General features: G+C 72.2%; 20 protein-coding genes. 11 read left to right on the top strand and 9 right to left on the bottom strand.

Annotation, left to right across the window (positions count from 1 at the left end):
* Positions 1 to 860 precede the first annotated feature (860 nt).
* Genes ABFJ78_RS22545 through ABFJ78_RS22530 form a run of 4 tightly spaced genes read left to right on the top strand, consistent with a single transcriptional unit; the run spans position 861 to position 6366 of the window.
* The gene (locus tag ABFJ78_RS22545; protein WP_436388433.1) at positions 861 to 4601 is read left to right on the top strand and encodes a nitrate- and nitrite sensing domain-containing protein; all 3741 of its coding nucleotides are present in this window, start codon (positions 861 to 863) and stop codon (positions 4599 to 4601) included.
* Positions 4598 to 5050: a roadblock/LC7 domain-containing protein gene (locus tag ABFJ78_RS22540; RefSeq protein ID WP_004561253.1), complete on the top strand. Its 453-nt coding sequence runs from the start codon at positions 4598 to 4600 to the stop codon at positions 5048 to 5050. Before ABFJ78_RS22545 ends, ABFJ78_RS22540 begins: the two co-directional genes overlap by 4 nt.
* 7 nt (positions 5051 to 5057) lie before the next feature.
* A complete protein-coding gene (locus tag ABFJ78_RS22535; RefSeq protein WP_436388307.1) occupies positions 5058 to 5774 on the top strand; it encodes a DUF742 domain-containing protein in 717 nt (238 codons plus the stop codon).
* A 28-nt stretch (positions 5775 to 5802) separates the two neighbouring features.
* Positions 5803 to 6366: a GTP-binding protein gene (locus ABFJ78_RS22530; protein WP_091389756.1), complete on the top strand. Its 564-nt coding sequence runs from the start codon at positions 5803 to 5805 to the stop codon at positions 6364 to 6366.
* A gap of 43 nt (positions 6367 to 6409) precedes the next feature.
* On the opposite strand, the gene ABFJ78_RS22525 is transcribed toward ABFJ78_RS22530, so the two are convergent.
* From ABFJ78_RS22525 to ABFJ78_RS22510, 4 genes are all read right to left on the bottom strand, one after another.
* Entirely contained in the window at positions 6410 to 6970 is a 561-nt protein-coding gene (locus ABFJ78_RS22525; RefSeq protein WP_436388306.1) for a dihydrofolate reductase family protein, read from the bottom strand.
* 66 nt (positions 6971 to 7036) lie between these two features.
* On the bottom strand, positions 7037 to 7687 hold the full coding sequence (locus ABFJ78_RS22520) for a DUF899 domain-containing protein (RefSeq protein ID WP_436388305.1): 651 nt from the start codon (positions 7685 to 7687) through the stop codon (positions 7037 to 7039).
* The gene (locus ABFJ78_RS22515; protein WP_436388304.1) at positions 7684 to 8115 is read right to left on the bottom strand and encodes an SRPBCC family protein; all 432 of its coding nucleotides are present in this window, start codon (positions 8113 to 8115) and stop codon (positions 7684 to 7686) included. The genes ABFJ78_RS22520 and ABFJ78_RS22515 overlap by 4 nt, the downstream gene beginning before the upstream one ends.
* Positions 8108 to 8437, bottom strand: coding sequence for an ArsR/SmtB family transcription factor (locus ABFJ78_RS22510; protein ID WP_400880801.1), 330 nt, complete (start codon positions 8435 to 8437; stop codon positions 8108 to 8110). Before ABFJ78_RS22510 ends, ABFJ78_RS22515 begins: the two co-directional genes overlap by 8 nt.
* A gap of 137 nt (positions 8438 to 8574) precedes the next feature.
* On the opposite strand from ABFJ78_RS22510, the gene icmF reads away from it, so the two are divergent.
* Positions 8575 to 11808, top strand: coding sequence for a fused isobutyryl-CoA mutase/GTPase IcmF (icmF, locus tag ABFJ78_RS22505; protein WP_436388303.1), 3234 nt, complete (start codon positions 8575 to 8577; stop codon positions 11806 to 11808).
* On the opposite strand, the gene ABFJ78_RS22500 is transcribed toward icmF, so the two are convergent.
* Positions 11805 to 12488: a class I SAM-dependent methyltransferase gene (locus ABFJ78_RS22500; protein ID WP_436388302.1), complete on the bottom strand. Its 684-nt coding sequence runs from the start codon at positions 12486 to 12488 to the stop codon at positions 11805 to 11807. The two genes, icmF and ABFJ78_RS22500, sit on opposite strands and share 4 nt — an antisense overlap.
* Positions 12489 to 12564: 76 nt before the next feature.
* Between ABFJ78_RS22500 and ABFJ78_RS22495 the strand changes: the two genes are divergently transcribed.
* Positions 12565 to 13395: an LLM class F420-dependent oxidoreductase gene (locus ABFJ78_RS22495; protein ID WP_436388301.1), complete on the top strand. Its 831-nt coding sequence runs from the start codon at positions 12565 to 12567 to the stop codon at positions 13393 to 13395.
* 7 nt (positions 13396 to 13402) lie between these two features.
* Here the strand turns inward: ABFJ78_RS22495 and kstR are convergent, their stop codons facing one another.
* Positions 13403 to 14023 carry a cholesterol catabolism transcriptional regulator KstR gene (gene kstR, locus ABFJ78_RS22490; RefSeq protein ID WP_091389771.1) on the bottom strand — a complete coding sequence of 207 codons (621 nt, stop codon included), beginning with the start codon at positions 14021 to 14023 and terminating at the stop codon, positions 13403 to 13405.
* A 251-nt stretch (positions 14024 to 14274) separates the two neighbouring features.
* Between kstR and ABFJ78_RS22485 the strand changes: the two genes are divergently transcribed.
* From ABFJ78_RS22485 to ABFJ78_RS22475, 3 genes are all read left to right on the top strand, one after another.
* Positions 14275 to 16326 carry an acyl-CoA dehydrogenase family protein gene (locus ABFJ78_RS22485; RefSeq protein WP_436388300.1) on the top strand — a complete coding sequence of 684 codons (2052 nt, stop codon included), beginning with the start codon at positions 14275 to 14277 and terminating at the stop codon, positions 16324 to 16326.
* 86 nt (positions 16327 to 16412) lie between these two features.
* Positions 16413 to 19223, top strand: coding sequence for a DEAD/DEAH box helicase (locus ABFJ78_RS22480; protein WP_436388299.1), 2811 nt, complete (start codon positions 16413 to 16415; stop codon positions 19221 to 19223).
* Positions 19223 to 20383, top strand: a complete 1161-nt coding sequence (locus ABFJ78_RS22475) for an SWIM zinc finger family protein (protein WP_436388298.1) — start codon at positions 19223 to 19225, stop codon at positions 20381 to 20383. The genes ABFJ78_RS22480 and ABFJ78_RS22475 overlap by 1 nt, the downstream gene beginning before the upstream one ends.
* Here ABFJ78_RS22475 and ABFJ78_RS22470 read toward each other — a convergent pair whose 3' ends face one another.
* Positions 20384 to 21619 carry an alpha/beta hydrolase gene (locus ABFJ78_RS22470; protein WP_436388297.1) on the bottom strand — a complete coding sequence of 412 codons (1236 nt, stop codon included), beginning with the start codon at positions 21617 to 21619 and terminating at the stop codon, positions 20384 to 20386. It abuts the gene before it with no gap.
* A gap of 51 nt (positions 21620 to 21670) precedes the next feature.
* On the opposite strand from ABFJ78_RS22470, the gene ABFJ78_RS22465 reads away from it, so the two are divergent.
* Positions 21671 to 23056: a WS/DGAT/MGAT family O-acyltransferase gene (locus ABFJ78_RS22465; protein WP_436388296.1), complete on the top strand. Its 1386-nt coding sequence runs from the start codon at positions 21671 to 21673 to the stop codon at positions 23054 to 23056.
* Here ABFJ78_RS22465 and ABFJ78_RS22460 read toward each other — a convergent pair.
* Together ABFJ78_RS22460 and ABFJ78_RS22455 are read right to left on the bottom strand one after the other, a co-directional pair.
* Positions 23040 to 23537 carry a nitroreductase family deazaflavin-dependent oxidoreductase gene (locus tag ABFJ78_RS22460; RefSeq protein WP_436388295.1) on the bottom strand — a complete coding sequence of 166 codons (498 nt, stop codon included), beginning with the start codon at positions 23535 to 23537 and terminating at the stop codon, positions 23040 to 23042. The two genes, ABFJ78_RS22465 and ABFJ78_RS22460, sit on opposite strands and share 17 nt — an antisense overlap.
* 13 nt (positions 23538 to 23550) lie before the next feature.
* Positions 23551 to 24402, bottom strand: coding sequence for an alpha/beta fold hydrolase (locus ABFJ78_RS22455; protein WP_436388294.1), 852 nt, complete (start codon positions 24400 to 24402; stop codon positions 23551 to 23553).
* Positions 24403 to 24492: 90 nt separating this feature from the next.
* Between ABFJ78_RS22455 and ABFJ78_RS22450 the strand changes: the two genes are divergently transcribed.
* Positions 24493 to 25611, top strand: a complete 1119-nt coding sequence (locus ABFJ78_RS22450; protein ID WP_436388293.1) for an acyl-CoA dehydrogenase family protein — start codon at positions 24493 to 24495, stop codon at positions 25609 to 25611.
* Positions 25612 to 25614 lie beyond the last annotated feature (3 nt).

Here is a 25614-nt window from a genome sequence, read left to right as displayed (position 1 = left end):
CCGCGCGGAGGTGGTATTCGTTTTCCCGTCGAAAGCGTCGAATACCCGTTCGCTGCAAGATCACGGGCAGATCACCCGTCATGATGAAAAGAATTGTGACTCGACGTTGTCGCGTCTGGCCCAGGCTGCGGCGAACGGGCTAACCGTCCTGGACGATCGTCCAAAGTTGGTCACGCAGGGTGGCGGGCGGGCAGGGTGTAGTGCCGGAGAGTGTCGCTCGCGCGTGGGCGTGGCGGGGAAGATCCACTGGTCAGCGCGCGGTCTCGAAAGAAATCACCAGGTCGGGGTGTGTCGACGCGGAACGCCACAACATCGGGCACATCTTGAGACTTGACCCACCCGATGGGGGTACGGAGTGTAGATCGTCCGAGGTACTATGCTGCCCTGCATGGGCTAATCGGGTGACGGCCGGATGCCCGGGTGAGACGCGTCCGGTAACCGGAATTCCCTCTTCGGGGGCAGTGAGGTCGAATGTCGAGGGCAGTTCCCGGCCCGGAAAGCACTTTTCGCAGGTCAGCGCCCGAGCGGGGAACAAAATTGACCGGCCGGGCATCGGGGGTACGATTCTTTGGCCCAGCTGACCACAGCGATCGATTGGCACCGATAAAGTTGATCTCGACGACCGTGCAGAACGCAACTTGCGCCGTGCACGTGCACAGTCCCTTGCACGGGACTTCGGGACGGTGCCCGCGCGCAGGCGGCCGGGCGGCCGGGGACGAGCGAGGGGACCGGGGACGCGGCAGGGCGCGGGCGGCACGGCCGTCCGCACGCCCGCCGCGAGCCGGGACACCGCGCCGCCGACGCGGATCCATGACGCCGGACAGGGAGTCACTCACGTGACCGTTGCAGGAGAAGGTCAGGTGCCCGTGGGGGAGCTGCTCGGCCGAGCACCCCGGCGGTCCAAGGGGAAGGACGCCTGGCGCGCCCTCGTGCGCTGGCGCGATTGGAGCCTGCCCGTCAAGCTCTCGGCCGTCACCGTCGTCCCCATCGTCCTCGCGCTGGTCCTCGGCGTCACGACGATCGCGGGCCAGGTCGGCCGCTCGGACGAGTACCAGCGGCTCGACCGGCTCGTCGCGCTCGGCGGCCAGACCCGCGCGCTCACCGGCGCGCTGCAGCAGGAGCGCACGGTCACCGCGGCGATGCTGACCGAGGGCACCGTCGGCGGCACGCCCGAGCTGGCCGCGGCCCGCAAGGCGACCGACGCCGCGGCCGGGCCGTTCACCGCGGCGCAGGCCCGCGCGGCCGAGGCCGAGCCCGGCGTGGCCGGCGCCGCCGGCGCGGCCACCGCGCAGGTCAACAACCTCGGCTTCCTCCGCCGCCAGGTCGACGGCGGCCAGCTCGACCCCGCCCAGGCCGTCACCGCCTACTCCGGGATCACCGGGTCGCTGATCAGCCTCGACACCGCGGCCACGGCGGGCGAGGGCGACGGCACCCTCGGCGGCACGCCCGCCGGGCTGCACGAGCTGCTCGTCGCCGGCGAGCAGGTGTCGCTCAGCCAGGCGATGGTCTCCTACGGCATCGCGCGCGCCGCGCTGACGCCGAGCGAGCTGGCCACGCTGCGCGCCGCCGAACTGCGGCTCGCCGACCGGCTCGTCGACTTCCGCTCCGCGGCGGGCGACACGCTGCAGCGCGACTTCGCGGCGATCGCCGAAGGCAAGCAGGCGCAGAGCCGGGCCCGGATGGTCGAATCCGTGCTGAACGCGCAGGGCAACACCGTCGACGACGCCTTCCGCGCGCTGTCGGCGGCCGACTGGAACGCCGCGTCGACGGCGATGCGGAAGGAGATCAGCCAGGTCGCCGACCGGCTCGGCGCGTCGGCGTCGGCGACGTCGGCGCAGCTGGTCGACGACGCCAGCAGCGGCGCGGGCCTGCTCGCGGTGCTGCTGTTCGCCGCGATGGTGCTCGCCGTCGCGGTCGTCTTCCTCATCACCCGCCAGCTGCTGCGGTCGCTGAAGGCGCTGCGGCGCAGCGCCCTCGACGTCGCCGAGACCGCGCTGCCCGAAGCGGTCCGCAACATCCAGGAGGGCCGCGCGCAGGGCACCGACATCGTGCCGGTGCCGGTGCGGACCGACGACGAGGTCGGCGAGGTGGCGCGGGCCTTCGACAAGGTGCACCACCAGGCGCTGCGGCTGGCGACCGAGCAGGCCGCGATGCGCACCGGATTCGGCAGCGTCTTCGTCAACCTCTCGCGGCGCAGCCAGAGCCTGGTGCAGCGGCAGCTGCAGCTGATCGAGCAGCTGGAGCGCGACGAAGAGGACGCCGACCAGCTCGCGACGCTGTTCCAGCTCGACCACCTCGCCACCCGGATGCGGCGCAACAACGAGAACCTGATGGTGCTGTCGGGCGCCGAGCCGGGCCGCCGGTCCGGCAAGCCGGTCGGCACCACCGACATGCTGCGCGCCGCGGTCTCGGAAATCGAGCAGTACCAGCGGGTCCAGGTGCAGCCGCCGCCCCCGGCGCGGATCGTCGGGTACGCCGCGAGCGACCTGATGCGCCTGGTCGCCGAGCTGCTGGACAACGCGACCGCGTTCTCCGCGCCGGAGACGTCGGTGACCGTCGCTTCGCGGCTGGGCGAGGACGGCTCGCTCAACGTCGACATCCTCGACAAGGGCATCGGCATGAACGAGGCCGAGGTCGCCGAGGCGAACACCCGGCTGACCGAGGCCGGGTCGGTCGACCTGGCCACCTCGCGCCGGATGGGCCTGTTCGTCGTCGGCCGGCTGGCCAGCCGGCACCGGATCGGGGTGTCGCTGCACGGCGGCAAGGACATCGTCGGCGTCCGCGCGACGGTCGTCGTGCCGCCGGACCTGGTGATGCCGGTGACCGACGGCCCGCTGACCGGCCCGATCGGCGCCCTGCAGCAGCACCCGGCGAGCCCCGCGGCGGGCAACCAGCTGCCGCGCCGCCAGGTCAACGGCCATTCCCGGCCGCGGCCGGTGGTTCCGCAGCAGCCGGCGATGGGGGAGGAGCGCTGGCCGTCGGCGAGCGACCTCGCCGGGCTGACGAACGGCCACGGACCGGCCGAACGCCCGCCGTCGGACCTGGAGATCTCCGGGACCGACCTGTTCGCCCCGCTGCCGAAGGACGACGACGCTCCGCCGCCGCGTCCGACGCTGCCCGCGGTCCTGCCGGTGCCGGACCCGCCGCGGGCGGGCGACCTGCCGTCGGGCAAGGACCTGTTCTCCGCCAACGAAACGACGTTGAGCGACTGGTGGCGCCAGGCGACCGCGAAGCCGGAGCCCGCCCCGGCACCCAAGCGGGCTCCGGACCCCTCGGAGACGACGCCGATCTTCGACGAGATGCTGTCGGCGTGGTTCCGCGAGGACAAGCCGGCCGCCGCTCCGGAAGAGCCGGCCGCGGAGGAAGCGCCCCCGGTCGCGGCGGAAGAGGTCCGCAGCTGGGACTTCGCGAGCGACGAGAACTTCCGCACGGTCCAGGCGGTCACGAAGTCGGAACCGACGGCGTTCACGGAGAAGGGCTTGCCGCGTCGTCGCCGAGGCGAGCAGCTGATGCCGGGCAGCGCGACGCCGACCCCACCGGTGCCGGCCCCGGCCCCGGCCCGTTCGGACCTCCCGGTCCGCGACCCGGCGGACGTGCGCGGGCGGTTGAGCAGCTTCCAGCAGGGCGTGACCCGCGGACGCCAGCAGGCCCGCCAGGCGGCGCAGGCGGCCGGACAGCCGGGTGCGACGCCCGCGGCTCAGGCTGGTGCTTCGACTCAGCCCGGGAATGCTGCCCAGCCGGGTTCGGCTCAGCCGCAGGCCGGGACCACGGCTCAGCAGGAGTCGTTCGCGCAGGGATCCCAGTCGGGTGCCCTGCCGCAGCAGGGCCGGCCGGCGACCGCGCCGAACGGGCTCCCGCAGCGGGGACAGCAGGGTGCCGCGGCGCAGCCGAACGCCCTTCACCAGCCCGGACAGCCGGGCGACGGCCCGGCCTCGCCGGCGGCCGGCGAGCCGGCCGCTCAGCAAGAACCCGGCCGGCTGCCGAGCCGCCAGCCGCGGCCGGCGCGCCCGGCGCCCGGCGGGCAGCCGGCCCAGCCCTCGGTCTTCCAGGAGGCAGCTCCGGCGCCGCAGTCACCGGCACCGGGCGAGCAAGCCGACCAGCCCTCGGTCTTCCACGAGTCGGCTCCGCGGCAGTCGCCACAGCCCGGCGAGCAGGCGGACCAGCCCACCGTCTTCCAGGAGTCGGGACAGCTGCCCGCCCCGGAGACCACCGGCCGGCCCGCCGCGCCGCCGTCCGCCCTGCCCTCCCGGCGCGGCACCGTGCCTGCCCCCGAAACGCCCGCCCCTCGTCGCGAAGAGACCGCCGTCGAGGCCACCGCCGAGTGGAACTTCGGGACCGATGACGGCTGGCGGGCGGTGCAAGCGGTGTCCCAGTCGACACCCGCCACCTTCACTTCGGCAGGATTGCCCCGGCGCCGTCGCGGGGAGCAGCTGCTCCCGGGCAGCGCCGGACCGCCCACCGGGGCCACGGCCCCCCGACCACAACGGGACGCACACGACGTGCGCGGCCGCCTGCGCAGCTTCCAGCAGGGCATCGAGCGCGGGCGCCACCGCACCGCTCGGGCGACCGAGACCAACCACGAGACACTGGAGGGTGAATGACCTCGCCGAGTAGCGCGCAGCCGACGCAGAATCAGTTCGGCTGGCTGGTGAACGACTTCGCGGAGCGCGTGCCCGGCGTGGCGCACGCCGTGGTCGTCTCGGCGGACGGCCTGCTGCTGACCGCGTCGAACCGGCTCCCGCTCGACCGGGCCGACCAGCTCGCCGCGGTCGCCTCCGGCCTGGTCAGCCTCACCCAGGGCGCCGCCCGGTGCTTCGAGGCCGGGGCGGTCAACGAGACCGTCGTCGAGATGGAGCTGGGGATCATGGTGCTGATGTCGATCAGCGACGGGTCCTGCCTCGCCGTGCTCGCCGCCCCCAACTGCGACATCGGGCAGGTCGCCTACGAGATGACCATGCTCGTCGACCGCGTCGGTCAGATCCTCACCCCGGAACTGCGCGCCCAGCTTCAGGGCTCCGGGGGGTCGCTGATCGGCGAACCGGTGGGATGATGGCGCGATGAGCACGGGGTCCGGATTCGACGGCGAACCTCCCGAGGGGCAGTACCCCGACGGGCGACGGGACGACGGCACGTTCGCCGACGTCCTGAACGGGTTCACCCTGGATTCCGGCCGTGCCCGCCGGAAGCGCAAGAAGAGCAAGGAGTCCCCGCCACCCCCGGCCGCCGGTGCGCACGCGGCCGCGGAACCGCCGGCGCCCGCGCCGTCGGCCGACCAAGGAGATCGTGTGACCTCTTTAGTCTCGCCCCCCGGCAGTACCGACGGGGACAGTCCCAGGCCGGGTGGGCTGTTCGACCCCGGCCCGCCCAGCGGCGAGTTCGTCATGCCCGCGGTGTTCGAGCAGCCGCCCGCTCCCGAGGACCTGACGGCGATCGTCCGGCCCTACGCTTTGACCGGCGGCCGCACCCGGGCGAACTACGCCCTGGAGCTGGAGACACTGATCTCCGCGAAGGACTACGCTGCCACCGGTGGCTTCCCCGAGGTGGCCGCGGAGCAGATCGAGTGCATCTCGATCATGGAAGAGTGCCGGACCCCCCGTTCGGTCGCCGAGATCGTGTCGGCCCTGCGGGTGCCGCTGGGGGTGGCCCGGGTGCTGATCAGCGACGCGGCCGACGCGGGGCTGGTCACGGTGCACAAGACGATAACGGGCAATGACGGCGCCGAGGCACATCTGGTGTTGATGGAAAGGGTTTTGAGTGGACTCCGTCGGCTTTAAGGCACCGCGGGACACCGCGCCCCCGACCATGACATCCGCCAAGATCGTGGTGGCGGGCGGCTTCGGTGCGGGGAAGACGACCTTCGTCGGGTCGGTGTCGGAGATCGTGCCGCTCACCACCGAGGCGATGATGACCGACGCCAGCGTCGGCGTCGACAACCTCGACCACACCCCGAGCAAGTCGACGACCACGGTGGCGATGGACTTCGGCCGGGTGTCGCTGGACGCGGACCTGATCCTCTACCTGTTCGGCACGCCCGGGCAGCAGCGGTTCTGGTTCATGTGGGACGACCTGGTCCGCGGCGCGATCGGCGCGGTGGTGCTGGCCGACACGCGCCGGCTGGCCGACTCGTTCGCCCCGATCGACTTCTTCGAGGACCGCGGCCTGCCGTACATCGTCGGCGTCAACACGTTCGACGGCGTGCTGGAGCACGACATCAACGACGTGCGCGAGGCGCTGTCGATCGACCCGAACATCCCGATCGTCCGCTGCGACGCCCGGGACCGCGAGTCGACGAAGCAGACGCTGATCACGCTGGTCGAGTACGCGATGCGCCAGTGGATCGCGCTGCGGGCGGCCAAGTCCCGCTGACGCCGTCAGGGCCCGGGGGAGCCCCCCCCGGGCCCGGCCCGGCTCACGCGCGCCGGAAGCGCAGCAGCACCACCCGGTCGTCGAACGTGCGCGACTCCACCAGCTCGAGCCCGAGCCGCGCGGTGCCTTCGGCGAACGGGCGTTTCGCGCCGCCCAGGACGACCGGGTGGACGAACACCAGGTACTCGTCGATCAGGCCGTGGGCCGTCAGTTCCGCCGCCAGCTCGGCGCCGCCCATGAGCAGCACGTCCTTGCCCGGCTCGGCCTTCAGGGACGCGACGACCTCGGGCAGCGCGCCCCCGACGACCCGCGTGTTCCAGTCCGCCTTCTCCAGCGTCCGCGAGAACACGATCTTCGGCGTCTCCCGCCACACCGGCGCGAACGCGACGTCGTGCGGGTCGTCGGAGACCGTCTCGGCGATCGGCCAGAACGCGGCCATCATGTCCCAGACCTTCCGCCCGTAGGCGAACTCGCCGCAGCGGGCGGACATCTCCCGCGAGTGCCCGGACAGTTCCGGTCCCATGACCGGCCAGTCGAACTCGCCGTCCGGGCCCTCGACGCAGCCGTCGAGCGACGTGTGGACCAGGTAGACGATCTCGCGCATTTCCGCTCCTCCCGAGTGGGTGTCACCGGGAGGTCGGAGCCGCGGGCGAAGACCGGACACCGGGTTTCAGTATTCGTCGTGGCGGCGCCACCAGGAGCCCGGCGCGTCGTCGCCGTGGCCGTTCTCCTCCCACGCCTCCTGGCGGCCCAGCGGCGTGATGTCGAGGTAGCGGTGCGAGGCCAGGAACATCTCGCCGCCCCGGCCGGAGGTGAAGTACGTCCGGTAGACGTCGTCGCCGTCGCGCAGGAACACGCTCACGCCGAAGCCCGTCCCGACACCGCAGTCCTCGGTGAAGCCGTTGCCGTGCGCGGACACCCACGGCACGTCCCAGCCCATCCGCGTCCGGTACCGCTCGATCTCGGGCAGCGTCGCCGGCGCGACGACCTTCAGCGTGACGTCGCGGGCGTGCAGGTGCGCCAGGTGCGGCATGTTGTCGACGATCAGCGAGCAGCCGGGGCAGCCCGCCTCGTCGCCGGGGTGCAGCATGAAGTGGTAGACGATCAGCTGGCGGCGGCCGTCGAACAGGTCGAGCAGGCTGACCGGGCCGCCCGCGCTCTCGAACTGGTACTTCGCGTCGAAGCGGACCATCGGCAGCCGCCGGCGCTCGGCCGCGAGGTGGTCGGCCGCCTTCATGTGGGCCTTCTCCCGGACCAGCAGCGCGTCGCGCGCGGCCTGCCAGTCCTCCGGCGAGACGATCTCGGGCAGCGTGGCGGTCATCGGGCGTCCTTTCCTCGGATGAAGCCGGTCAGGTCCTCGAAGCTGGAGAGCCAGCCTTCCTCGTGGCCGTCGCGTTCAGCGGCGGTCGGGAAGCCGGTCTGGGTGAACGTCATCTCGGTCTTGTCCCCGAGGTCGGCGAAGCCGATCGTCACGAGCGTCTCCTGCCCCTGGGCTTCCCAGGCGAAGGTGAACGCGAGCCGTTCCGGGGCGCTGACCTCGCGGTAGACGCCGTGCATCCAGTGGTCCTCGCCCTCGGGGGAATGGATGCAGGCCCGCCAGCGGCCACCCGGGCGGGGGTCGACGGTCACGGCGGAGCAGGTGAAGCCCTGCGGACCGAACCAGCTCGCGACGTGGTCCGGTTCGGTCCAGGCGGCGTAGACGAGCTCGCGCGGGGCGTCGAAGACGCGGGTGATCGTGAGGTCAGGCATCGCCGGTCAGCCTCCTCAGGTGGTCCTCGAGGCGGTCGAAGCCGCCCTCCCAGAACTGCCGGTAGGTCGCGACCCAGTCGGCGACGTCTTCCAGGGGTTTCGCCTCCAGCCGGCAGGGCCGCCACTGGCGCGTGCGGCCGCGGGTGATCAGCCCGGCCTGTTCGAGCACCTTCAGGTGCCGCGAAACCGCGGGCAGGCTCATCGTGAACGGTTCGGCGAGCTCGTTCACCGTCGCCTCGCCGGCCGAAAGCCGGGCGAGGATGGCGCGCCGGGTCGGGTCGGCCAGGGCGGAGAACGTGCGGCTCAGCTGGTCAGTCGTCATTTCAGCACCTTGTTAATTAACGGATTCGTTAAACATAGCGCCGAACAGGGGACTGTCAAGTTCTCCGGGGTAGCCCTGAGATCCGCGTCACGGGTCCTCGGGTTTCCAATAGTAGGAAGTCAAAGTATTTTGGAGGGATGAGCAGCGAGCTGTACCGCCCCGTGCACCCCGTCCGGTTCGTCACGGCGTCGAGCCTCTTCGACGGTCACGACGCGTCGATCAACATCATGCGGCGGATCCTGCAGTCGCAGGGCGCGGAGGTCGTCCACCTCGGCCACAACCGGTCGGTCGACGAGGTCGCCACCGCGGCCATCGCCGAGGACGTCCAGGGTGTCGCCATCTCGGCTTACCAGGGCGGGCACGTCGAGTACTTCTCCTACCTGGTGGAGCTGCTGCGCGAGCGCGGCGCCGGCCACATCAAGGTCTTCGGCGGCGGGGGCGGGGTGATCGTGCGCGAGGAGATCGAGCTGCTGCACTCGCGCGGCGTCGCCCGCATCTTCTCGCCCGAGGACGGCTACGAGATGGGTCTGCCGGGCATGATCAACATGATGATCAAGGCCTGCGACACCGACCTCGCGGCCGAAGCCCCCGCGCTGGACAAGGTGCTCTCCGGCGACGTCGCCTCGCTCTCGCGGGTCATCACCCAGCTGCAGGCGGAAAAGCTGCCCGGCGAGCTGCTGAGCGGCATCACCGAGGCCGCGGGCAAGCGCGAGGTACCGGTGCTCGGCATCACCGGCACCGGCGGCTCGGGCAAGTCGTCGCTCACCGACGAGCTGATCCGCCGCTTCCGCCTCGACCAGGAGGACAAGCTGCGGATCGCGGTGCTCGCCGTCGACCCGTCGCGGCGCAAGGGCGGCGGCGCGCTGCTCGGCGACCGCATCCGGATGAACTGCCTCGACGGCTCGCCGGTCTACTTCCGCTCCCTGGCCACGCGCACGACGTCCGGCGAGATCCCGGCCGGGCTGAGCGAGTCGATCCTGGCCTGCAAGGCCGCCGGCTTCGACCTGGTGATCGTCGAGACGCCCGGTATCGGCCAGGGCGACGCCGGCATCGTCGACTTCGTGGACAACTCGCTGTACGTGATGACGCCGGAGTTCGGCGCCGCGTCGCAGCTGGAAAAGATCGACATGCTCGACTTCGCCGACGTCGTCGCGATCAACAAGTTCGAGCGCCGCGGCGCCGAGGACGCCCGCCGCGACGTCGCGCGCCAGCTGGTGCGCAACCGCGAAGCCTTCTCTTCGGCGCCGGAAGACATGCCGGTGTACGGCACGAGCGCGGCGAAGTTCAACGACGACGGCGTCACCGCGCTGTACCAGCACCTGCGCGGCATGCTCGCCGAGCGCGGCCTGACCGTGTCGGCCGGCACGCTGCCGAAGGTCGAGGGCAAGGTGTCGACGGACGCGTCGACGATCATCCCGGGCAACCGGTCCCGGTACCTGGCCGAGATTTCCGAGACCGTGCGCGGTTACCACGCGAAGACGCAAGCGCAGGTCGCCGCGGTCCGCAAGCGCGAGGCGCTGGCGCTGGCGCGCGCCGAACTGTCCAAGGTGGACGCCTCGACCGACGCGCTGGACGGGCTGCTCGCGGCGGCCGAGTCCGATGTGGACGGCGAGTCGACAAAGCTCCTCGAGCGGTTCCGGGAGCTGGCCGAGGACTACCGCCAGGACGAGCTGGTCGTCAAGATCCGCGACAAGGAGCTGCGCACGCAGCTGTGGCGCGACACGCTGTCCGGCAACCGGATCCCGCGCGTCGCCCTGCCGCGGTACGCCGAGTCCGGCGAGCTGCTGTCGTTCCTGCGCCGCGAGAACCTGCCGGGCTATTTCCCCTACACGGCCGGTGTGTTCCCGTTCAAGCGCGAGGGCGAGGACCCGGCGCGGATGTTCGCCGGCGAGGGCGACGCGTTCCGCACCAACCGCCGGTTCAAGCTGCTCTCGGCCGACTCCGAGGCGAAGCGGCTCTCGACGGCGTTCGACTCCGTGACCCTCTACGGCCACGACCCCGACACGCGCCCGGACATCTACGGCAAGGTCGGCACGTCCGGCGTCTCGATCGCCTCGCTCGAGGACATGAAGGTCCTCTACGACGGCTTCGACCTGACCGCGCCGAACACTTCGGTGTCGATGACGATCAACGGCCCGGCGCCGACGATCCTCGCCTTCTTCCTCAACACCGCGATCGACCAGAAGCTCGACGAGTTCAAGGCGGAGCACGGTCGAGAGCCGTCCGACGCCGAGGCCGCCGAGCTGCGTGAATGGGCTTTGAAGAACGTCCGCGGGACGGTCCAGGCCGACATCCTCAAGGAGGACCAGGGCCAGAACACCTGCATCTTCTCCACCGAGTTCAGTCTCCGGATGATGGCCGACATCCAGGAGTGGTTCATCGAGCACGGCGTCCGCAACTTCTACTCGGTGTCCATTTCGGGCTACCACATCGCCGAGGCCGGGGCGAACCCGATCTCGCAGCTGGCCTTCACGCTGTCCAACGGCTTCACCTACGTCGAGTCGTACCTCGCGCGCGGCATGGACATCGACGACTTCGCGCCGAACCTGTCGTTCTTCTTCTCCAACGGCATGGACGCGGAGTACTCGGTGCTCGGCCGGGTCGCGCGGCGGATCTGGGCCGTGGCCATGCGCGAGCGCTACGGCGCGAACGAGCGGTCGCAGAAGCTCAAGTACCACGTGCAGACGTCCGGGCGGTCGCTGCACGCGCAGGAGATGAGCTTCAACGACATCCGCACCACGCTGCAGGCGCTGTGCGCGCTGTACGACAACGCGAACTCCCTGCACACCAACGCGTTCGACGAGGCGATCACGACGCCGTCGGAGTCGTCGGTGCGCCGTGCGATGGCCATCCAGATGATCATCAACAAGGAGTGGGGCCTGTCGAAGAACGAGAACCCGCTGCAGGGCTCGTTCGTCATCGACGAGCTGACCGACCTGGTCGAGGAGGCCGTGCTGGCCGAGTTCGACCGGATCAGCGAGCGCGGCGGCGTCCTCGGCGCGATGGAGACCGGCTACCAGCGCGGCAAGATCCAGGACGAGTCGATCCTGTACGAGCGCAGGAAGCACGACGGCTCGCTGCCGATCATCGGCGTCAACACGTTCCGCAACCCGCGCGCGGGGGAGGACGAGGTCGAGGTCGAGCTGGCCCGGGCGACCGAGGACGAGAAGAAGTCCCAGCTGGACCGCCTCGCGGACTTCCAGCACCGCCACCACGAGGAGGCCCAGCAGGCCCTGAAGGCGTTGCGCGAGGCGGCCACCCGCGGCGGCAACCTGTTCGGGGTGCTGATGGACGCCGCGCGGGTGTGCTCGCTCGGTCAGATCACGGAGGCGTTCTTCGAGGTCGGCGGCCAGTACCGGCGCAACGTCTAGCGGCGGACCGCTTTCAGCTGCCAGACCGGCACCAGCACCCGGCCATCCGTGTCGGTCTCCAGCCGGCTCAGGTCGGCCGGGTCCTGGTCCAGGATCATCCGGACGCTTTGCCGCAGCTCCTCCGGCGTCATCGACGTCGTGTAGCGGGTCGGCTCGAGGCGTTCGATCGTCCAGTCCTTGCCCACGGTCTCCCGCAGGTTGGCCTCGGTGATCAGGTACGGCGCCGGAAAGCCGTCCGGGATCTCCGGCGAGAAAGCGAAGAGGTGCAGCGTCGCGCCCGGCCGGGCCGCGCGGGTCAGCGCGGCGAGGTACTGACGACGCTCGTCCTCGCTCAGGCAGTGGTACAGCGCGCTGTCGAGGACCGTGTCGAAGCGGTCTTCGTAGCCTTCGAGCTTGGTCGCGTCGGCCACCGCGAAGGTGACACCCGGCGCGCGCGTACGGGCCTGCTCGATGGCCGACGGCGCGCCGTCCAGCCCGGTGACCCGCAGGCCGCGCGAGGCGAGGAACGCCGAGTTGTCGCCGAGGCCGCATCCGATGTCGAGCACGTCGCCGGTGAACTCGCCGGCGTCGGCCAGCGCGACGACCGCCGGCTGCGGGGCGCCGAGGTCCCATGGCATCTTGCGGCCCATCGGGGTGGCGCCCTGGTACAGCTCTTCGAAGTCGACGTCCTGCACGTCCATGACTGCCCCCTTATTCAACGTATGATGAGATGACTTCATCCTGCACCTCCTGTCAACCCGGTGGTAGTCGTTGAGTATGAAATTCGGGATCTCGACGTTCGTGACCGACGAAGGCATCCGGCCGGACGTGCTGGGCGCGGCCCTGGAGGAACGCGGCTTCGACTCGCTGTTCCTCGCCGAGCATTCGCACATCCCCGCCAGCCGGGAAAGCCCTTACCCCGGCGGGGGCGACCTGCCGCGCGTGTACTACCGCACGCTCGACCCGTTCGTGGCGCTCAGCGCGGCCGCCGTGGCGACGTCGGAGCTGCTGCTCGGCACCGGGATCGCGTTGCTGCCGCAGCGCGACCTGATCCACACGGCCAAGGAGGTCGCGTCCCTGGACCTGGTCTCCGACGGCCGCGTGCTGTTCGGTGTCGGCGTCGGCTGGAACCGCGAAGAGATGCGCAACCACGGCACCGACCCCAAGACCCGTGGCGCGCTGATGGACGAGCAGCTGGCCGCGCTCAAGGAGATCTGGACGAAGGACGAGGCCGAGTTCCACGGCGAGCACATCGACCTCGACCCGCTCTTCAGCTGGCCGAAGCCGGTGCAGAAGCCGCACGTGCCGATCTACATCGGCGGCGAGAGCGAGGCGGCGCTGAACCGGCTCGCCAAGTACGGCGACGGCTGGCTGCTCCGGGGCTTCACGAAGTACCAGGAGGCGCAGCGCGTGCGGAGCTGGCTGGCCGATCAGGGGCGCGACAACGTCCAGTTCGCGGTGTTCGGCGGACCGACGACGCCGAAGGTGATCGACGGTTTCCGCGACGCCGGCGTCGAGCGGTACACGTTCCTGCTGGACACGCTGCCGGAAGCGGAGACGCTCAAGGCCCTCGACGAGCTGGCCAAGGTGGCCTCCGCGCACCGCTGACCGGCGGTTACTTGTCCAGGAGGAGGTGGACCGACAGCTCGAGGCGGTTGGCGACGTCGGCGGCCGACGCGCGGCGCGTCACCCAGGCCACCAGGTTCGCCATCCAGACGTCCGCGACGACGTGGAAGATGTCGCGGTCGGCCTCGGTCGGCTCGGAGATGCCCATGGCCTGGGCGAACATGTTCTCCATCAGCCGCCCGACCTGCTCGACCTCGGCCGCGGCGGAGGTGTCGGCGAACATGAACGCCCGCACCATCGCCTCGGTCAGGTGCGGGTCGCGCTGCATCAGCCGGGTGTTGCGGCCGAGCACGAACATCAGCCGCTCGGCCGGCGTCTCGCCGGGGATCGCCTGCCGCTCCAGCTTCTCCTGCGCGCGCTCGAACTCGCGGGCGAGGCCGGAGACGAGCAGGTGGATCTTCGACGGGAAGTACCGGTAGAGCGTGCCGAGGGCGACGTCGGCCTTTTCGGCGACGGCGCGCATCTGGACGGCGTCGTAGCCGCCCTTCGAGGCCAGGGCGAGGGTGGCGTCGATGATCCGGCGACGGCGGTCGCGCTGGGCGGCGGAGCCGAGCTCGTCGGCCCCGATCGCGCTCATGCCGTTGCCGCGCGCCTTGGTCTTGCCGGGCATCGGTGTTCCCCCGTCCTCCGGAACTTGTTCCAGTTCACGACGTAGCGTACCTCGCCTGGCGAAACGTTCAACAATTGGCCCACTGGCCGAAAAACTGTAACACGTTCTACACTTGCGAGTAGCCTTGCCGATTCGGTCGAAAGCAGGCGGAGACGGGTCCGGAGCCCGCCCCGCTCCCCGGCACCCGTTCCGCCGTGACTGCCGTCCGGATCGGCAAGAGCCGACACAGTCCCGTCCCGCGAGGAGGCCCCATGCCGGTCGCGCTCACCGAGGAACAGGCCGCGCTGGCCGAGGCGATCCACGCCTGGGCGAGCGCGCACCACCCGCGAGAGGCGGTGCGCGCGGCGGAAACCGGCCCGGCGGCCGGGGTTCCCGCGGGTTTCGCCGGGCTCGGCCTGTTCGGCGTCGCCCTGCCGGCCGCGGTGGGCGGCGCCGAGGGGAGTATCGCCGATCTCTCCGCCGGCCTGGCCGCGGCGGCGGAAGAACTCGTTCCCGGTCCGGTGCTCGGCACGGCGTTGGGCGGCCTCCTGCTGGCGGAGATTCCGTCGGCGAAGGAACTCCTCGATGCCGTCGCCGAGGGGGAAGCCACGATCGCCGTGCTGCTGGACCCGCTCGAGGACGGCGTCAGCGGGCCCGTACCCGGCGCCGGGCCCGAGTCCTGGCTGCTCGTGCCGGTCGACGGCGGGCACGTGCTGCTCGCGCCGGGGACGCCCGGGGTGACGGTCGAGCCGCTGCCGCCGTTCGACTTCTCGCGCCCGCTGGCGCGGGTCCGGCTCTCCGGGGTCGACGCCGACGTCCTGACCCTGCCGCCGGTGCTTCCGCCGGCGGCCACGCTGGCTTCCGCCGAGGCGGCGGGGGTGGCGCGGCGGTGCCTGACCGTCGCGGTCGAGTACGCCAAGGTCCGCGAGCAGTTCGGCCAGGCGATCGGCGGGTTCCAGGCGATCAAGCACCTGTGCGCGGAGATGCTCTGCCGCGCCGAAGCGGCCGAAGCGCTGGCCTGGGAAGCGGCGTCCGGACGGCACCCGCTGTCGGTGGCGAGCGCGGCCGCCGTCGCTCTCGACGCGGCCGTCGCCAACGCCAAGGACTGCATCCAGGTGCTCGGCGGGATCGGTTTCACCTGGGAGCACGACGCGCACCTCTACCTGCGCCGGGCCGTCGCGCTGCGGCAGTGGCTCGGGGGTTCGGGCCCGTGGCGGCGTCAGGCGGCTTCGCTGGCTCTCGCCGGGAGCGAACGCACTTTGGGCGTCGACGTCGGCGAAGACCCTTCGCTGACGGAGGAAGTGGCGCGGATCGCGGCACTGCCGGTGGCGTCGCAACGGGCCGCCTTGGCGGACGCCGGGCTGCTGACGCCGCACTGGCCGGCGCCCTACGGCCGGGGTGCCGACGCCGCGGAGCAGCTGCGGATCGACGGCGCGCTCGCCGCGGCCGGGGTTCGCCGCCCGGACCTGGTGATCGGGGCGTGGGCGGTCCCGACGATCCTCGAGCACGGCAGCGACGAGCAGCGCGCCCGGTTCGCCCGGCCGACGCTGCGGGGCGAGCTCACGTGGTGCCAGCTGTTCAGCGAGCCCGGCGCGGGGTCGGACCTGGCCTCGCTGCGGACGGCGGCGCGGCGCGTCGACGGCGGCTGGCGGCTGACCGGCCAGAAGGTGTGGACGTCGCTGGCGCGGGAGGCCGACTGGGGCATCTGCCTGGCGCGCACCGACCCGGCCGCGCCCAAGCACAAGGGGATCACGTACTTCCTGGTCGACATGCGCGCTTCGGGTATCACCACGCGGCCGTTGCGGGAGATCACCGGGGAAGCCGTGTTCAACGAGGTGTTCCTCGACGACGTGTTCGTCCCGGACGCGGACGTCGTCGGTGCTCCCGGTGGCGGGTGGCGGCTGGCGCGCACGACGCTGGCCAACGAGCGGGTGGCGCTCGGGAGCGGGTCGGCGGTGGGGGAGAGCGTCCGGTCGCTGGTGTCCACTGTGGACGTGTCGGCGCTGGACGGTGCCGCCCTGGACCGGCTCGGTGCGCTGGTGGCCGACGGGGTCGCCGGATCCGTGCTCGACCTGCGGGCGGCCCTGCGCCGGCTGGAGGGGCAGGACCCGGGTGCGGAGTCGGGTGTGCGGAAGCTGCTCGGGGTTTCGCACCGGCAGGAGGTCGCGGAGTTCGCGCTCGAGCTGGCGGGGGCGGGCGCGCTGGTCGCGGGAGGTGCCGCGCAGCACGAGTTCCTGTTGACGCGGTGTTTGTCCATCGCGGGCGGGACTACGCAGGTGTTGCGGTCGTTGACGGCGGAACGGCTTCTGGGCCTGCCGCGGTGAGTTCCGGGTGAGCTTCGGAGGGCGCGAAAGGACCGTTCGCGCCCTCCGGCCCGAAACTGTCGGGGGCGTGTTCTAGCGTTGCCGTCGTGGAGTTCAGCGCAGACACCCGGGCCACCTACCTTCCCGCGGATCCCCCGCGGGACGGCGTGCTGGCCTTGTGGGGCGACGACGTGGCCGGCGGGACCACGATCGAGCTCGTGCTGCCCCGGGGCGCCCGGTTCGCGCGGACGAAGGTCGAGGCGGAGCTGGTGCCCCTCGAACGCGCCCTGCCCCGGCTCCTGTCGGTGGGGGAGGAGGCGAGCCCGGCGGTCGCGGCGTGGTCGGCGGCGGTCAACGCGGGGGTGAACCTCGTCGCGCGCGGCCGGTTGCGGCCGGCCGTCTCCCCGGCCGGGGCGGCGGCGTGGCGGATCGGGCCGTTGGACGCGGCCGACGAGGAGCTGCTGCGCGGCCTGGCCGGCGCGTTGCCACCGGAGGCGTACGCGCTGCCGTTGACGGGGCTGAAACGCATCCGCCTGCACTCACCGGATTCCCTGGTCCGCGCGCTCTGGGACGCGACGGCCGACCTCCTGGCGCGCAGCCCGGCGGCCCCGGTCGGCGCGGGCGACCCGGCGTTCGCGGCGCGCGAACCGGCGCTGCTCGGTCCGGACGGTGCGGCTTGGCTGGCCGAGCTGGAGGCCCGTGAGCCGCGGGGCGTCCAGGTGCTGCTGCGGGTCGAGGGGCTCGACGACGACTCGTTCGCCGGGGTGCTGGCGGTCCGGAGCATGGCGGAGCCGAGCCTGGTGGTGGAGGCGTCGACGCTGTGGGACGCCCCGGACGCGGTGCTGAGCCGCCTCGGCGACCAGGTGGAGACGCAGCTGCTGCTCGGCCTCCGCCGCGGCGCGCGGGCGTGGGCGCCCCTGGAGCGCGTGCTGTCCCAGCCGGCGCCGACGTCGTTGGAGCTGTCCGACGACGAGGTGGTCGACCTCCTCACCGACGGCGCGCGCGACCTGGGCGGCGCGGGCATCGAGGTGCTGTGGTCGAAGGGGCTGTTCGCGGGCGAGGTGAACGCGAAGGCGAGCGCGACCCAGGCGCCGGCGAGCGTGACGGAGGCGGAGTTCGCGCTGCGGAGCCTGCTGGAGTTCCGCTGGCAGCTCAGCCTGGGTGGCGAGCAGCTGACGCCGTCCGAGGTCGCGGCACTCGCCGAAGCGAAGCGGCCGTTGGTCCGGCTGCGTGGGCAGTGGGTGCGGGTGGACCCGCAGCTGCTGGCCAGGGTCCGGGGACGCACGCGGAAGCTGGAGGCGGGCGAGGCCCTGGCGGCGGCGTTGACGGGCGAGCTGGAACTCGACGGCGAGCGTGTCGAGTTCACGGCCCCGCCGGTGCTGGGTGACCTGGTGTCGCGAATCCGCGACCGGGCTTCGGCCGAGGTGGCCCCACCGCCGGGGCTGAGGGCGACGTTGCGGCCGTACCAGCAGGCGGGGTTGGCGTGGCTGGCCACGATGACGGGGCTGGGGTTGGGCGCGTGCCTGGCCGACGACATGGGGCTGGGCAAGACGATCCAGCTGATCGCGCTGCACCTGCACCGCCGGGCCCTGGCGGCCACCGAGCGCGGAATGCGCGATGAAGCTTCGGTCATGGCGTCGGGAGATCTCGATGTCGAGTCGACCGCCGCCGGCCCCACCCTCGTGCTCTGCCCGACCTCCCTCCTCGGCAACTGGGAGCGCGAGTTCGCCCGCTTCGCCCCCGACATCCCCGTCCGCCGGTTCCACGGCGGCAGCCGCCACCTCGGCGATCTCGCCCCCGACGAGGTCGTCCTCGCCACCTACGGCGTCCTTCGCCGCGACCGCGAGACACTGTCCGAAGTGGACTGGGGACTCGTCGCCGCCGACGAGGCGCAGCACGTCAAGAACCCGCTCTCCGCCACCGCCAAGGAACTCCGCAAGGTTCCCGCCCGTGCCAAGGTCGCCCTCACCGGCACCCCGGTCGAGAACCGGCTCACCGAACTGTGGTCCATTGTGGACTGGACCACCCCCGGCCTGCTCGGCCCGCTCGACCGCTTCCGCCGCACGGTGGCGCGCCCGATCGAACGCGACCGGGACAAGGCCGTGACCGAACGGCTCGCCGCCACCGTCCGGCCGTTCCTGCTGCGGCGGCGCAAGTCCGACCCGGACATCGCCCCGGAACTGCCGCCCAAGACCGAGACCGACCGGTTCGTCCCGCTCACCGCCGAGCAGACCACGCTCTACGAAGCCGTCGTGCGCGAGAACCTGGCCGAGATCCGCGAGAAGCAGGGCGTCGAACGGCGTGGCCAGGTCCTGCGGCTGCTCACCGAGCTCAAGCAGATCTGCAACCACCCGGCCCAGTTCCTCAAGGAACCGCACGGCGCGCTCACCGGCCGGTCCGGCAAGCTCGCCGCGTTCGAAGAACTGGTGGACGTCATCCTCGACGAGGGCGAGAGCGTCCTCGTCTTCAGCCAGTACGTCCAGCTCTGCCGGCTGCTCGAACGACGCCTCACCGAGCGCGGCCTGCCCACCGAGCTGCTCTCCGGCGACAGCTCGCCCGCGAAACGCCAGGACATGGTCGACCGGTTCCAGGCCGGCGAAATCCCGGTCTTCCTGCTCTCGCTCAAGGCCGGCGGCGTCGGGCTCAACCTGACCCGCGCCACCCACGTCATCCACTACGACCGCTGGTGGAACCCGGCGGTCGAGGACCAGGCCACCGACCGCGCGTACCGCATCGGCCAGGACCGGCCGGTCCAGGTCCACCGGCTGATCGCCGAGGGCACCCTCGAAGAGCGGATCGCGCAGGTGCTGGAGAAGAAGCGGGGGCTGGCGGAGTCGATCGTCGGCGCGGGGGAGGACTGGATCACCGAACTCTCCGACGACGAGCTCGCCGACCTGGTCCGCCTCGGGAGCGGGTGATGCCACCGAGGCGCAACTTCGGCACGACGTGGTGGGGCCGCGCCTGGGTCGACGCCCTGGAGCAGCGCGCGAAGCTCGACCCGAACCGGCTGCCGCGCGGGCGGACGTACGCGCGCAAGGGCACGGTCAGCGAGCTGCACTTCGGCGCCGGCGAGATGACGGCGCGGGTGCGCGGCAGCCGGCCGCAGCCGTACAAGGTGACCATCACGATGCGTACCTTCACCGACGGCGAGTGGGACACCCTGCTCGGCGTGGTCGGCACGCAGCTCGGCCACGCGGCCGCGTTGCTCGACGGCGAGCTGCCGGCCGCCCTGGCCGAGCAGGCGCGCGAGGCGGGCGCCGACCTGCTGCCCGGCCCGGGCGACTTGCGGCCGCGGTGCTCGTGCCCGGATTCGGCGAACCCGTGCAAGCACGTCGCCGCGGTGTACTACCTGGTCGCCGACGAGGTGGACCGCGACCCGTTCACGCTGTTCCTGCTGCGCGGCCGCCCACGGGCCGACGTCCTGGCCGAGCTGCGGTCCCGCCGCGCCCCGGCGCGCGGCGAGAAACCGAAGCTGCCGAAGCGCGTGGACGAGGGCCTGACACCCCGCGCGGCCTACGCCCGCCGCCCGGGCGCGATCCCGGCGCTGCCCCCACCACCGCGGGTGGCCGGACCACCGGCGGTCCTGGACCTCGACCCGCCGCCAAGCACAGGCTGGACGGCGGCGGCGCTTTCCGGCCTGGCGGCAGACGCGGCGTCGCTGGCCCGCGACCTCCTGGTCACCGGCGCGACGGCAACGCAGCTGACGTTCGAGGAGGACCTGGCCCGCCGCGCAGCAACGCGCCCGCAAGCGGAGGCGGCCGCCCTGGCCACGGCGGCGGGAGTGCCCCCGCGCGACTTGCTGAGGTGGGCGGAGGCCTGGCGCGAAGCCGGCCGCGACGGCATGGCGGCGCTAAGAGAGACGTGGCAGCCAGGCCCGGGCCCCTTGGCCGAAGCCCAGGCAGTCCTGGCCGAGGCGGGACTGCCGGGAACGCCGAAGGTCTGGCGCAACCGCCTGACCCAAGGGGACGTACAGCTGCGCTACGGCCGCGACAGCCGCTGGTACCGGTTCATCCGCGAGGGAACGGAGTGGCGCCTCGACGGCCCACCGTCGGCAAGCCCGGTGGACCTGGCCTACTGATCACCGGTGCTCGGCTTTCCAAGCGTGGTAAGTGAAGTCCAAGAACCGCGCCACTCCCCGGACCACGTGGGCCGAACGCACCGAAGTGAACACATCGAACGCGTGCTGCGCCCCCGCCAGCTCCGCATAAGCCACCGGCTGACGCGACTTCTCCCGCAACCGCCGGACGAACTCGCGCGCCTCGCGCACCGGCACCAGCGAATCGTCCCGTCCGTGGATCACGAAAAACGGTGGTGCCTCCGAAGAGATCCGGTCCAACGGCGACGCCGCGATGTAGTCGTCCAGATGCCGAACCGGATCACGGTCGGCCGCGAACACCCGGCGCGCGATCAAGCTCTCCAACCGGTACTGGCTCGCCCGGGACCCCGACGTCGCCGCGAAGTCGTACACCCCGTAGTGCGGCACGCACGCCTGGATGCTCGTGTCCACGTCCTCGAACGACGGCTGCAGCGCCGGGTCGTTCTGGGACAACGCCAGCAGCGCCGACAAGTGGCCGCCCGCCGAACCGCCCGTCACCGCCACGAAATCCGGGTCGCCTCCGTAGTCGGAAATCGAAGACCGGATCCACGCCAGCGCCCGCTTCGCCGCCACGATATGCGCCGGCCAGCGGTGCGCCGGCGACAGCGGGTAGTTGATCGCCACGCACACCCAGCCGCGGCGGGCCAGGTAGCGCATCAGCGGCCGGCCCTGCTCCTCCTTGTTGCCGATCACCCACGCGCCGCCGTGGACCTGCAGCAGCACCGGCGCACCCGTCACCGGCTCAGCAGGGCTGTACACGTCCAGCAGGAACCGCTTCCCGCCCGGGGCGTACGCGATGTTGCGGTCGACGCGCACGTCCGGCGCGCCCATCCGGAACGGCAGCGCCAGCTCGCCCCACGGCAGCCCGAGGTCGGAGCGGCCCAGCTCCTCCGCGTAGTCCTCACCCAACGCCGAAGTCAGCGCCGACTCGATCTCCTCGCGGGCGCCGTGGCCCGTCCGGACCAGCGCGGCGAGCCCGGCCGCGGACGCCGCTGCCATCGCCAGCCCCGCCTGCGTCGACCGGTCGCGGACGCCGTGGCGGGCCACGTGGGCCAGTGAGTCCGCCGCCGTCAGCGCCAGGAACTGGGGCGCGAGCTCGCTGGTGAGCCAGCCCGCGAAGAACGCCGGGATCGTCGTGGAGCGGGCTCGCAAAGGCCGGAGCGCGTTCGCCGTGAGGCCGAGCTGGACCGCGCGACGGATCAGGAAGTTCGGCTGCACCAGGGTGATGATACCGGCGAGTAGGGTGACCCGCCGCCTACGCTGATCGTCATGCAGAGACTGAGCGGCCTCGACGCGAGCTTCCTCTACCTCGAGACGTCGTCCCAGGTCCTGCACGTCTGCGGGCTGCTCGTCCTCGACGGCTCGACCGTCCCCGGCGGCTACACCTTCGCCAAGCTCAAGGACGAACTGGACCGGCGGGTCCGGGTGATTCCGGCGTTCCGCCGCAAACTGCACAATCCGGTCTGGAACGTCGGGCATCCCGTGTGGATCGAGGACGAGGACTTCGACCTCGACCACCACGTGCACCGCATCGGCGTCCCGGCCCCCGGCGACCGCGCCGAACTGGCCGAGCTCTGCGCGCACATCGCCGGCCAGCAGCTCGACCGCGCGCACCCGCTCTGGCAGCTGTACGTCATCGAAGGCCTGGCCGACGGCCGGCTCGCCGTGCTGCTGAAGATGCACCACGCGAGCGTCGACGGCGTGAGCGGCGCCAGCCTGATCACCTACCTGGCCGGGCTCGAGCCCGACGCGCCGATGCCGGACGTCGAGGCGCCCCGCAACCCCGCGCTGCCGTCGCCGGTGCAGCTGCTCCGCACCGGCGTCGAGAGCCTCGCCCGGCGTCCCGCCGAGGTCGCCCGGCTGCTGCCCGACCTGCTCGGGCTCGTCCCGCGGTGGCTCGGCAAAGCGGTGCGCGGCAAGGGGATGCCGGTCCCGTTCACCGCGCCGCGGACGTCACTGAACGGCACTATCACCGGCCACCGCAGCGTCGCCTTCGCCCAGCTCGACCTCGACGACGTCAAGGCGGTCAAGAACGCGTTCGGCGTCACGGTGAACGACGTCGTGCTCGCCCTCGTCGCGGGCGCGCTGCGGAACTTCCTCGAAGCGCGCGGCGAACTGCCCGAAGACCCGCTGGTCGCGACCGTCCCGGTCTCGGTGCACGACCGGACCGAACGCGACCACGGCAGCAACAAGGTGTCCGCGTTCTTCGCCTCGCTGCCGACGCACCTCGACGACCCGGCCGCGCGCGTGTTCTTCCTCGCCGAGGCCAACCGGCTGTCCAAGGACCACCACTACGACATCGACGCCGACATGCTGCAGGACTGGGCGCAGTTCTCCGCGGCCACGATGTTCGGCCTCGCCGTACGCGCGTATTCGGCGCTGCGCCTGGCCGAAAAGCACCCGGTGGTGCACAACCTGGTCGTCTCCAACGTGCCCGGCCCGCCGATGCCGCTCTACCTGCTCGGCGCGCGGATCACCGGCTTCTACCCGCTCGGCCCGGTCTTCCACGGCGCCGGGCTGAACGTCACGGTGCTGTCCAACGCCGGCAAGGTGCACGTCGGTCTGCTCGGCGCGCGGGAGCTCGTCAAGGACCTCTGGCCGCTGGCCGACGCGCTCCCGGAGGCGCTGGCCGACCTGCTCAAGGCCGCGGGTTGAGGACGACCACCGGGATCTCCCGGTCGGTCCACGCCTGGTACTTCGCGAAGTCGGCGTAGAGCTCGACCAGCCGGGGCCACAGGTCCGCGCGTTCGTCCGGATCGGCCACGTGCGCCGTGACGGGCACGTTCCGCCGTCCTTTCAGGTGGATGCGGGTTTCGGGGTGCGCCAGGAGGTTGCGGTACCACTGCGGGTGCTTCGGCAGCCCGCCCTGTGAGCCGACGATGACGACGTCCTCGCCGGAGCGCAGGTACAGCAGCGGCGTGGTGAACAGCCGGCCGGACTTGCGCCCGCGGTGCTCCAGCAGCAGCGTCGGCACCGGCTTGCGGAAGCCGGCCCCGATCCGCCACGTGCTGCCGACGCGCCCGCCGGTCAGCCGGAAGACCGCGACCTGGGCTCTCGCCCCGTACTTCATGACCTTGGCCGTCACGGGCGAGTCGAGGCCGCCGGGTTTCTCGTCGGGCAGGCTGAAGCGTCCCATCTGGATTCCTTCCTCACAGGGAGTGGACGGCGGCGAGCAGCGCGGGCACCCAGCGGTCGGCGCCCAGGACGCAGGCGGCGTGCCCGGCCGCGACCTCGTACGTCGCCGCGCCGGGGATCCGGCGGGCCAGCGACCGCTGGTGGTCGGGGGAGATGAACCGGTCCTTCGTGGTCACGACGACGGCCGCGGGCAGCCGCAGCGTCGGGAGCCACGGCGTCGAGTCGAACCGGCCGATCTCGTCGACGGCGACCGCGATCTCCCACGGCGTGGTCGACCGGAACTCCCGCAGGCCCCACCGGTAGTCCTCGACGCGCCGCGGCGGTGCCCCGGGCGCCACCGGGAGCTTCACGCGCTCGCGCAGCTGCCGCAGCGTCCGCCCGAACACGTCGAGCGCGACGCGCTGGCGCAGCCCGCGGCGGAAGTTGCTCGCGGTCGAGCAGAGGACCAGTCCGGTAACACGTTCTGGTTCCGCGTGGGCGACGAGCTGGGCCACCATCCCGCCCATCGAGTACCCGGCGAGCGCGAAGCGGGCGATGCCGAGCGCGTCCGCGACGGCGACGACGTCTCCGGCGCAGTCGGCGAGCCGGAACTCCGGCGACCGGATGCCGCGACCGTGCCACCGCTGGTCGAACACGACGACGCGGTGGTCGCGCGCCAGCCGGTCGAGGGCGGGATACCAGGTCAGCAGGCCCGTGCAGGCCACCGAGTGCAGCAGGACGAGCGCGGGCGCGTCCCGTGGCCCCACGTCGGTGACGACGGTCCGGCCCCGCGCCGGCAGATCGAGGGGAACCGGGTCGGGCACGCCGGCGGTCGGCGGCACGGTGATCAGCCGGCGGCGCGCGCCGCCGCGTTCGGTCACCGCCATCCAGGTCCTCCGCCGGGGGTTGCCGTACCGACCCTTTCCGGTTAAGACTAGAACAGGTTTCAGTATTGCGCCGAACCCGGAGGGACGGGCGTGGACTTCACCCTTGACGATACGCAGACGGAGATCGCCGCCCTCGCCGCCAAAGTGCTCGGTGATCTCGGGGGTGCAACCCCCGGACCCCGCCCGGGGGGCTCCGCCCCGACGGACCCCCCAAAGCGGGTGGTGGAAGACGATCCCTGGCGCGCGCTCGCGTCTTCGGGCCTGCTGGCCCTCGCGCTGCCGCCGGACCTGGAAGGCGACGGCCTGGGCATCGCCGAGGTCGCGCAGGTCCTCACCGAGGTCGGCCGCGCCGCCGCGCCGGTCCCCGCCTACGCCACGCTGGCCCTGGGCGTCCTGCCGATCGAGACGCTCGGCACCCCGGCGCAGCGCGCGGAGTTGCTCCCGCCGGTCGCCGCGGGGGAGGCGCTGCTCACCGCAGCCCTCAACGAGCCGTCCGCCCCGCTCGCCGCCGAGCCCGCCACGACCGCGCGGGCGGCCGGCGGGAAGTGGCTGCTCAGCGGCGTCAAGACCGCCGTCCCCTCCGCCGCGGAAGCCACCCGGATCCTCACCTCCGTGTCGACGCCGCACGGCACCGCCGTCTACCTCGTCGACCCGCGCGCCGACGGCGTCACGCTCGTCCCGACACCGACCTCGGCGGGGACGCCGGAGTGCACCGTGCGCCTGGACGACGTCGCCGTCGAGGAGACCGACCTGCTGTTCGACCGCGGTGCCGTCGCGGCGCTGCACCGGTTCGCGCTCGCGGGTGCGCTCGCGCTCGGGGACGGGCTCCTGGCCGGCGCGCTGGCCCTGACGGTGAAGCACGTGGGCGAGCGCACCCAGTTCGGCCGACCGCTGGCGACCTTCCAGGCGGTGGCGGGCCAGATCGCCGACGTCTACGTGGCCGCGCGGACCGTCCACCTGGCCGTCACGTCCGCGGTGTGGCGGCTGGCGGCCGGCCTCGACGCGGACGCCGAACTCGACGTCGCCGCGTACTGGCTCGCGACCCAGGCGCCCGTGGCCCTGGCCACCTGCCACCACCTGCACGGCGGGGTCGGCGTCGACGAAACCTATCCGCTGCACCGGTATTCGTCGCAGGTGAAGGATCTCGGCCGGACGCTCGGCGGCGCCGCGCACCGGCTCGGCAAGCTCGGCGAACGAGTGGCGGGGTGAGCG

It is taken from the genome of Amycolatopsis sp. MEPSY49, from assembly GCF_051337345.1.
In the GTDB taxonomy this organism is placed as follows: domain Bacteria; phylum Actinomycetota; class Actinomycetes; order Mycobacteriales; family Pseudonocardiaceae; genus Amycolatopsis.
This window is presented reverse-complemented; position numbering and strand designations above follow the sequence as displayed.